Source organism: Streptomyces sp. NPDC058653, from assembly GCF_042716895.1.
Classification (GTDB): Bacteria; Actinomycetota; Actinomycetes; order Streptomycetales; family Streptomycetaceae; genus Streptomyces.
In genome coordinates this window covers 80794-87325 of sequence record NZ_JBHXRM010000024.1, presented here as the reverse complement: position 1 = coordinate 87325, position 6532 = coordinate 80794, and the positions used below count along the sequence as shown (strand labels likewise).

Here is a 6532-nt window from a genome sequence, read left to right as displayed (position 1 = left end):
ACAGCCCAAGTGGGCTGGCGCCGCGGCGCCGCCGGGGCCGCCACGCCGTTGTCGAAGCCTTCGGGCCCGCTGTCCTCACCGCCGACGGGAGACTCGACCGGCCGAAGCTCGGCTCGCTCGTCTTCTCCGACAGCGACAGGCTCGCCACCCTGAACGGGATCGTCCATCCACTGGTCCGCGAGCGTTCGGCGGAGCTGGAGGCGGCGGCGGGGGAGGACGACATCGTCGTCCACGACGTGCCGCTCCTCGTCGAGAACGGGCTGACCGGGCTCTTCGACACGGTCGTGGTCGTGGACGCGTCGCCGGAGACCCAGCTGGACCGGCTCGTACGGCTCCGGGGGATGGCCGAGTCCGACGCCAGGTCGCGGATGGCCGCGCAGGCGACCCGCGAGCGCCGCAGGGCGGCCGCCGATCTGGTCGTGGACAACGACGGACCGCTGGAGAAGCTGGAGCCGCAGGTCCGCGAGGTCTGGGAGCGGCTGGTCGAGCGGGCCACCGCCGGCGCGTCCGCCGAAGGGTGACGCGCGCGCCGACGCGTTGTGGAATACCGCCAACCTGTGCGACGTTGAACGCGCGGACCGAGGGGAAGGATTCGACCGTGCCCGAGAGCCCGGAGACCCACGTCATCGACTACCGCGCCGCCGAGCAGCTGCTCGCCGCGCGCGACCCGCGCGGCGCGGTCAAGCTGCTGGACTCGGTGATCGCGGCGCATCCCGAGAACACGGCCGCCCGGCTGCTGCGCGCCCGCGCGTTCTTCGCGGCGGCGCAACTCAGGCCCGCCGAGCTGGAGTTCGAGCTGGTCCTGGAGCGCGAGCCGGACAACGCCTTCGCGCACTTCGCGCTGGCCAGGACCTATGAGCGGGCGGGACGGCCCGAGCACGCGACGAAGCACTTCAGGCTGGCGGCGGCGCTCGACCCGAACCCCGAGTATCTCAAGGCGGCGCGTTTCGATTCCGACGACTGAGGTCGTCGGACCTGCCGCTGTCCTTCCTCCACTTCCAGGGCCTCTCGTAGCCGGTGCCGCGGCGCCGTCGGCCGGGATCTTCGAACGGCGGTACGTCGCGGCTCGGCTGGTAGCGCGTCCCCTGCCGCATATGGCGGACGACCAGCACGAAGTCCGTGGCGACGATGAGCAGCAGCACCCCGCAGGCGGCCGCCCAGCCCGGCTGGTCGGCGACCGCGAAGGCGACCGTGCCCAGGGTGAACCAGAACATGCCCCAGAGGCTCAGCCACCAGCGCATCCGTAGCGGACTGCGGGCGGTGACCGGTTCATTTCCGGTGCGCATGGCATCGCACCTCCTGTTGATGACGTACCCGGTCCGCGCCCCGGCGCACCGGGTACGGGCCGCGAAAAGGGTCGACGCGCGGGCCGACGGGAAAACCGTCGGGAAGTCCGCCGATCCGGCCGCGCGGAGAGCGATGAGTTCCGGGCGCGGCGGGTGTCTACCTCTTTGAAAACACACCACGTGTTCAACGGAGGAGACCCTCAATGTCCGAGGCTACGACCACTCACGCGCCGACCGCATCCGCGCGGCCCGTATCCCCTTCACTGTCGGGCGTCACCGGCCAGGCCGGGCCCTCGCGCCGCACGGACATCACGGTCCGTACGCTCCAGATCGTTCTCGCCCTGTTCCTGGCGATCCCGAGCGCCGGGCCCAAGCTCATCGGCCACTCGGTGGCGGCCGAGTCGTTCGACGAGATCGGCTTCGGCGACTGGTTCATGTATCTGACCGGGGGCCTTGAGCTGGCGGGCGCCGTCGCGCTGGTCGTCCCGATCCTCTCGGGAGCCTCCGCGGTCGCGCTCATCGGTCTGATGATCGGCGCCTTCATCACCCAGGTGACCGTCTTCGACGGACAGAACGCGCTGACGCCGGTGATCTTCCTCGTCCTTTTCGCCGTCGTCGCGTGGGTGCGGCGGCAGAAGACCGTGGAGCTCCTCGCCCTGGTCCGCCGGCGGGTCCGACGGGTCTGACCCGTGGCCGCCCGACGTCACGCCTGATGACCGCATCCTCACGCCTTGAGGGTGCGGCCTTCAGGCATGACGGGGGCACTGTCAGACCCCCCGCCTAGACTCGCCGTAACGAGATCTTGCAGGTGTGCGACCTGGGCGGAAGGGAGTCGGTGACCATGGCGCGACACGCGGTGCACGACGCGCTTCCACCCCTCCACGCCTCCGGCGGTTCAGCGGCCTCCGCGACACCGCCGGGCCGCTGCGCTGTCGTCTTCCTTCCGGCGGGCCTGCCCCGTGAGGGGCGCGTCGCGTTCTGGGCCCCGGAGGGGGAGCCGCCCGCCGAGGGTGACTTCACCACGGGCGATCTCACGGTCGTGGTGCCGGCCGGCCACGGAGAGCCCGGGGACTCGCGGGAGCCCGGTCCCGGCGGTCCGGGCGACGGCGTCCGGACCAGCGGTCCCGGCGGTCCGGACGGTCCGGGCGACGGCGTCCGGACCCGTGTCGTACGGGCCCTGCTCATGCCCGTCGCCGACGCCGTGCCCCTGCTCGTCCGCGCCCGCTCCGACGCCTCGGCCCACCCCTCGGCCGCCTGCTGGGGAGCCGCGGCCCTGCACGCGCTCCACCTCGCGGCCCGGGGCCGGCTGCTGCCCGGTCTCACGCCCTCCGACCACGACGCCTGGCGGGCCGGCCCCCTCGACGCGGACGACATCGCCCAGCTGCGGGCCATCGCCGCCGCCATGCCCTACGAGGCGCACGCCGTCCCGGTGCCCGGCCTGCTCCCGCCGCGGCTCCCCGAGCCCGAGGCGCTGGTGCGGGCCTTCCTCGACGCGGTCGCCGACGCCCTGCCCCGTACGCCGGCGGCGGCGTTCGCCGCGGGCGCGCCCTTCGCCGCGCAGGCCGCCCAGCATCTGCCCCGTGCCCGCTCCTGGGCGGCCGAAGCGGCGGCCGGGATGGACGCCGGGGTGCGCGTATCGCTGCGCCTCGACCTGTCCTCGTACGAGCTGTTCGACTCCGCGTCGCCACGGGAGACGCCCGAGGAGTCCGGCGCCGAGCGGCGCGCCGGCGCCGCCCTCGTCCAGATCCACAGCCTCGCCGACCCGACGCTCGTCATGGACGCGAGCCGGCTCTGGGCGGGCGACGGGGACGATCTCTTCGGACCGCGAGCCAGGATCGACGCCCTGCTCGCGCTGCGCCGCGCCGCCCGCGTCTGGCCGCCGCTCGCCAGGCTGCTGGAGTACGACACCCCCGCCGTGCTGCCGCTCTCCGAGGACGAGCTGTACGAACTGCTGGGTCCCGGCGCCGCGAGCCTTGCCGCCGCCGGGGTGGCGGTCCACTGGCCGAGGGAGCTGGCGCGTACGCTCTCGGCCGCCGCCGTCGTCCGTCCGGCGCCCGGCTCGGCCACGGACGGTACGCCCTTCTTCGACAGCGCCGAACTGCTCAAGTTCAACTGGCAGTTGGCGCTCGACGGCGATCCGCTCAGCGAGGCGGAGATGGACGCGCTCGCCGAGTCCCACCGGCCGATCGTGCGCCTGCGCGACCAGTGGGTGGTGGTCGACCCCGACCTCGTACGGAAGGCGCGTAAACGGGAGCTGGGCCTGCTCGACCCCGTCGACGCGCTGGCCGTCGCCCTCACCGGCTCGGCCGAGGTGGACGGGGTGACGGTCGACGCCGTCCCGACCGGCGCGCTGGCGGTCCTGCGCGACCGGCTGGTCGCCGGCCCCGCGACCGTCCCCCAGCCCCCCGCCCTGGACGCGACGCTCCGCGACTACCAGCTGCGGGGGCTCGCCTGGCTCGACCTGATGACCTCGCTCGGCCTCGGCGGCTGTCTCGCCGACGACATGGGCCTCGGCAAGACGATCACCGTCATCGCACTCCATCTGCACCGCGCCCGCCAGGTCCCCACGCTGGTCGTCTGCCCCGCCTCCCTCCTCGGCAACTGGCAGCGGGAGATCACCCGCTTCGCGCCGGGCGTCCCCGTCCACCGCTTCCACGGCTCCGGCCGCACGCTCGACGGGGTGACGGACGGCTTCGTCCTCACCACGTACGGCACGATGCGCGGCAGCGCGCCCGACCTGGCCGCCCACAGCTGGGGGATGGTCGTGGCCGACGAGGCACAGAACGTCAAGAACCCGTTCTCCTCCACCGCCAAGGCCCTGCGGACGATCCCGTCGCCCGCCCGTGTCGCCCTGACCGGCACCCCCGTGGAGAACAACCTCTCCGAGCTGTGGGCGCTCCTCGACTGGACGACCCCCGGACTTCTCGGCCCGCTGAAGTCCTTCCGCGCCCGCCACGCGCGCATCGTGGAGAACGTGGAACACGCGGGGTCGGCCGGCACCACCGTGAGCGACGAGGCGGTGGAGCGGCTCTCCCGGCTGGTCCGGCCCTTCCTGCTGCGCCGCAAGAAGTCCGACCCCGGCATCGTGCCCGAGCTGCCGCCCAAGACCGAGAGCGACCACCCCGTCCCGCTCACCCGCGAACAGGCCTCCCTCTACGAGGCCGTCGTCCGCGAGACGATGGGAGCCATCGAGGCCGCGGAGGGGATCGCCCGGCGCGGTCTCGTCATGAAGCTGCTCACCGCGCTCAAACAGATCTGCAACCACCCGGCGCAGTATCTGAAGGAGGACAGGGCCAGGCTCACCGGCCGCTCCGGCAAGCTCGCCCTCCTCGACGAACTGCTCGACACGATCCTGACCGAGGACGGCTCGGTCCTGGTCTTCACGCAGTACGTGTCGATGGCCCGGCTCCTCTCCGCGCACCTCACCTCCCGCGCCGTCCCCTCCCAACTCCTGCACGGCGGCACGCCCGTGGCCGAGCGCGAGCGGATGGTGGACCGCTTCCAGTCCGGGCAGACCCCCGTCTTCCTGCTGTCGCTCAAGGCCGCGGGCACCGGCCTCAACCTCACCCGGGCCGGCCATGTCGTCCACTACGACCGCTGGTGGAACCCGGCCGTCGAGGAGCAGGCCACCGACCGGGCCTACCGCATCGGCCAGACCCGGCCCGTGCAGGTCCACCGGCTGATCGCGGAGGGCACCGTCGAGGACCGCATCGCCGAGATGCTCGCCGCCAAGCGTGCCCTGGCCGATGCCGTACTGGGCTCGGGCGAGGGAGCCCTGACGGAGCTGACCGACCGTGAACTGGCCGACCTGGTCTCGCTGCGGAGGCCGTCATGACCGCTCCACGCGTCCCCCGGCACGACGACCGACGGCGTACGTTCCCCGCCCTGGCGCCCCGGCCCGGTGCCGCGGACGAGGGCGACTTCGCCGCCAGCTGGTGGGGCAACGCGTGGGTGGAGTCCATGGAGGACTCGGCGCTCGACCCGGCCCGGCTGCTGCGCGGGCGCGCCTACGCGGGACGCGGCCATGTCGACGCGATCACGGTCACCCCGGGCCGGGTGATGGCGTACGTGCACGGCTCCCGGCCGCGCCCGTACCGCACGGAGATCCGTCTGCGCACCCTCGGCGACGACGACTGGGAGCGCCTTCTCGACGCCGCCGCGGCCCGCCCGGACCATATCGCCGCCCTGCTCGACCGGGACATGCCGCACGCGCTCGCCGCCACGGCGGACCTGCTGCCCACCGCGGGTGACCTGACTCCCGACTGCTCCTGCCCGGACGACGGGTTCCCCTGCAAACACGCGGCGGCCCTCTGCTACCAGACCGCGCGGCTGCTGGACGAGGACCCCTTCGTACTGTTCCTGATGCGCGGACGCGGCGAGCAGGAGATCCTCGCCGATCTGACCCGCCGCAACGCCACCCGCTCCGCCGCCGAACGCACCGCGGCGGCGCCGCCCATGCCCACGGTCGACGCGGCAGCCGCGGTCACCCCGCACCCGCTCCGGACCCTGCCGCCGCCCTTCCCCCTGCCTCCCCACCCCGGCCGCCCACCGGTCTATCCGCACACCCCCGGCGCCCCCGACCCGCTCGCGCTCGATCTGCTCGCCACCGAGGCGGCGGCCCGCGCGCACACGTTCCTGGCGTCCGGCATCGACCCCGTCGCCGGCCTCACCCCCTGGCAGGACGCCGTCCGTCTGGCCGCCGCCCACCCCGGCTCCGGACTCACCGCCTCCACCCGCGCCCTCTACCGCGACCTCGCGGCGGGCACGGACCACACCCCCATGGACCTGTCCCGCGCCGTCGCCGCCTGGCGGCAGGGGGGCCTCGCGGGCCTGGCCGTGCTGGAGGAGTCCTGGGACCCGCCCGCCGGCCCGTTCGACCGGGCCCGGCCCGCCCTGATCGCGGCCGACTTCCCGCACTTCCGCCCCTGGCGCAACCGCCTCTCCGAGCGCTCGCTCCAACTCCGCTTCGGCCGCGACGGTCTCTGGTACGGGTACGAGTCGGACCCCGACAGGGAGGACTGGTGGCCGCGCGGCACCCCGGACACGGACCCGGTCGGCGCGCTCACGGCCCTGCTCGGACGGTGACCGGGAGCCCGGACCTGTAACGGGGCCCGGCCCCGGGACGCGCCGTCGCGGGGGGGGGGGGGGGGCCCCCCCCCCCCCCCCGGGGGGGGGGGGGCCCCCCCCCCCCCGGGGGGGGGGGGGGGGGGGCGGGGGGGGGGGGGCGCGCGACCGAGCGGTTTTTG

At 74.3% G+C, this 6532-nt stretch carries 6 protein-coding genes; 5 read left to right on the top strand and 1 reads right to left on the bottom strand.

Annotation, left to right across the window (positions count from 1 at the left end):
• Together coaE and ACFWU9_RS21230 are read left to right on the top strand one after the other, a co-directional pair.
• Positions 1-521: dephospho-CoA kinase (coaE, locus tag ACFWU9_RS21235; RefSeq protein WP_384320586.1), on the top strand; the 521-nt coding region annotated here is incomplete at its 5' end.
• 77 nt (positions 522-598) lie between these two features.
• Positions 599-964, top strand: a complete 366-nt coding sequence (locus tag ACFWU9_RS21230) for a tetratricopeptide repeat protein (RefSeq protein WP_189108605.1) — start codon at positions 599-601, stop codon at positions 962-964.
• On the opposite strand, the gene ACFWU9_RS21225 is transcribed toward ACFWU9_RS21230, so the two are convergent.
• The gene (locus ACFWU9_RS21225) at positions 933-1286 is read right to left on the bottom strand and encodes a DUF6343 family protein (protein ID WP_384320584.1); all 354 of its coding nucleotides are present in this window, start codon (positions 1284-1286) and stop codon (positions 933-935) included. The genes ACFWU9_RS21230 and ACFWU9_RS21225 overlap by 32 nt on opposite strands.
• 203 nt (positions 1287-1489) lie before the next feature.
• On the opposite strand from ACFWU9_RS21225, the gene ACFWU9_RS21220 reads away from it, so the two are divergent.
• The 3 genes from ACFWU9_RS21220 (at position 1490) to ACFWU9_RS21210 (ending at position 6371) form a co-directional block, all read left to right on the top strand.
• Positions 1490-1972 (top strand): DoxX family protein, encoded by a 483-nt coding sequence (locus ACFWU9_RS21220; RefSeq protein ID WP_384320582.1) that lies wholly within the window; start codon positions 1490-1492, stop codon positions 1970-1972.
• A gap of 155 nt (positions 1973-2127) precedes the next feature.
• On the top strand, positions 2128-5121 hold the full coding sequence (locus tag ACFWU9_RS21215) for a DEAD/DEAH box helicase (protein ID WP_384320580.1): 2994 nt from the start codon (positions 2128-2130) through the stop codon (positions 5119-5121).
• Entirely contained in the window at positions 5118-6371 is a 1254-nt protein-coding gene (locus ACFWU9_RS21210) for an SWIM zinc finger family protein (RefSeq protein ID WP_384320578.1), read from the top strand. Before ACFWU9_RS21215 ends, ACFWU9_RS21210 begins: the two co-directional genes overlap by 4 nt.
• Positions 6372-6532: the final 161 nt, after the last annotated feature.

Bases quoted from the DNA above. Each gene is read 5' to 3' on its own strand.
- ACFWU9_RS21220 (WP_384320582.1), top strand. From the start codon at position 1,490: ATGTCCGAGGCTACGACCACTCACGCGCCGACCGCATCCGCGCGGCCC.
- ACFWU9_RS21215 (WP_384320580.1), top strand. From the start codon at position 2,128: ATGGCGCGACACGCGGTGCACGACGCGCTTCCACCCCTCCACGCCTCC.
- ACFWU9_RS21210 (WP_384320578.1), top strand. From the start codon at position 5,118: ATGACCGCTCCACGCGTCCCCCGGCACGACGACCGACGGCGTACGTTC.
- ACFWU9_RS21225 (WP_384320584.1), bottom strand. From the start codon at position 1,286: ATGCGCACCGGAAATGAACCGGTCACCGCCCGCAGTCCGCTACGGATG.